The organism is Propylenella binzhouense (assembly GCF_009866965.1).
GTDB classification, from domain to species: Bacteria; Pseudomonadota; Alphaproteobacteria; order Rhizobiales; family Afifellaceae; genus Propylenella; species Propylenella binzhouense.
Genome location: NZ_SPKJ01000197.1, coordinates 1 through 2213 on the forward strand (window position 1 = coordinate 1; position 2213 = coordinate 2213).

The following is a 2213-nucleotide window of genomic DNA, read 5'->3' on the forward strand; positions in this document are numbered from 1 at the left end:
AGGGCGCGAGCCCCCAGGGCGGCGGGACTTCCGGCCGGCCGCCGCAGCAGGCGCAGCCCGCACCTGGGACTGCGCCCCGCCCGGGCGGCACGGGCGGCCAGGCTCCCGGCCAGGCGCAGGCGCCCGCCAACATCCCGGTTCCGAGCGACGCCAACGTGCTCAGCCGCGAGGGCGACAGGGTCATCATCAAGCGCGGCAACGAGGTCACGATCCGCAAGGACGAGACCCAGCGACTGCGCCAGCAGGCGCGCGACGTGAACACCCGCCGGCTCGACAACGGCCTCAGCGAGTTCACCATCGTGCGTCCGGACGGCACGCGCGTCGTGACGGTCCGGAACGACCAGGGCGACATCCTGCGGCGGGTGCGCGTGCTTCCCGGCGGCCAGGAGGTCGTCCTCATCGACAGCCTGCGGAACGGGCGTGCGCCCAACCGCGGCCCGGTGCCGAACTTCGCCGCGAAGCTTCCGCCGCTCACTGTCAGGATCCCGCGGCAGGAATATATCGTGGAGACCCGGCGCGCCTCGCCCGCCGACATCCGCCAGGCGCTGACGGCGCCGCCGATCGAGAAGGTCACGGAGACCTATACGGTCGACGAGGTCCGCCAGAGCGAGCGGCTGCGCGACATGGTGCGCCGCGTCGACGTCGACACCATCACCTTCGAAACGGCAAGCGCGGACATCGGCCGTGACCAGATCGCCAGCCTCGCCGCGATCGGCAAGGCGCTGGAGGACATCATCAACCGGGATCCCCGGGAAGTGTACCTCATCGAGGGGCACACCGACGCGGTCGGGTCGGATCTCTCCAATCTCGCGCTTTCCGACCGCCGCGCGGAGTCGGTGGCCTACGCGCTCTCGAGCAATTGGCAGATTCCGCCGGAGAACCTCGTCACGCAGGGCTATGGCGAGCAATATCTGAAGGTTCCGACCGAGGCGGCCGAGCGCGAGAATCGCCGGGTGACGATCCGGCGGATCACGCCGCTCGTGCAGGCTCAGCAATAGTCTTCGCGAGCCTTCAACCGGCATCGAAGTTCGAAAGGCGGCGGGAGACCTGCCGCCTTTCTTTCCTTTTGCACGCCGCGGAAGCTGGACGCGCGACGAAAATGCGCCAAATCTGCCGCTGCGGCCGCGACAAGGACCGGGGCCGAGATCCTTCCGCGCGGATGCCGCGCAGAGAAGCCCGGGGGGGCGCTCGATCAGGGTGCTGAGAAGATGAAACTACGAATCGTGTTGTTGGCCGGAACCGTGCTGCCGGGCCTCCTCTGGGGCACCGCTCCGGCACCGGCGGTGGCCCTGCCGGCCGGCGCCGGCCAATCGATCGCCGACGGAGCGGATCCCGATGCGCGGGCCGACGCTCTTCTCCTCGCGCAGGGTGGCCCGCCGGGCGCGGTCGATCCCGAAGAGCTGAAAAAGCGCCGCCAGCAGCAGCAGCAACAGGGAAAGCAGGCGCCCCAGCAGAGACAACAGGCGCCGCAGCAGAAGCAGCAGGCGCCGCAGCAGCGGCAGCAGGCGCCCCAGCAGCGGCAGCAGGCACCGCAGCAGAGGCAGCAGGCCCCGCAGCAGCGCCAGCAGGCGCCCCAGCAGAGGCAACAGGCGCCGCAGCAGAGGCAGCAGGCACCGCAGCAGAAACAGCAGGCACCGCAGCAGAGGCAGCAGGCGCCGCAGCAGCGCCAGCAGGCACCTCAGCAAAGGCAGCAGGCGCCGCAGCAGAAGCAGCAGGCGCCGCAGCAGAAGCAGCAGGCCCAGCCGCCCCGCCAGGAGCAGCAGCGCCAGCAGGCGCCTCAGCAGCGACAGCAGCAGGCGCCACAGCAGCGACAGCAGCAGGCCCAGCCGCCGCAGCGGCAGCAGGCACCCCAGCAGAAACAGCAGGCACCTCAGCAGAAGCAGCAGGCACCTCAGCAGAAGCAACAGGCGCCGCAGCAGAGGCAGCAGGCCCAGCCGCCCCGCCAGGAACAGCAGCGCCAGCAGGCGCCTCAGCAGCGGCAGCAGCAGGCGCCGCAGCAGAGACAGCAAGCCCAGCCGCCGCGCCAGGAGCAGCAGCAGACGCGGCCCGAGCAGGGGCAGCGGCCCGGCTCGCCTGCGACCGGCGCTCCATCGGGGGGACGGCCCGAGCAGTCACAGCGCCCGGGGACGGGCGCAGGTCCGGGCCAGCCTTCGGGCGGCGCGCAGATGCCCGGCGCGCGGCCGGGCCAGGATGCGCCCCAGGGCGGCACGCAG

Annotated in this window: 2 protein-coding genes; one reads left to right on the plus strand and one right to left on the minus strand. The window is 71.6% G+C overall.

Translation table 11 applies throughout. The annotated features are described in order from the left end of the window. A partial coding sequence (locus E4O86_RS23725; protein ID WP_246206572.1) for an OmpA family protein occupies positions 1-998 on the plus strand: 998 nt, incomplete at its 5' end. A gap of 216 nt (positions 999-1214) precedes the next feature. Here the strand turns inward: E4O86_RS23725 and E4O86_RS23330 are convergent. Then, positions 1215-2009 carry a hypothetical protein gene (locus E4O86_RS23330; protein ID WP_205521061.1) on the minus strand — a complete coding sequence of 265 codons (795 nt, stop codon included), beginning with the start codon at positions 2007-2009 and terminating at the stop codon, positions 1215-1217. Positions 2010-2213 lie beyond the last annotated feature (204 nt).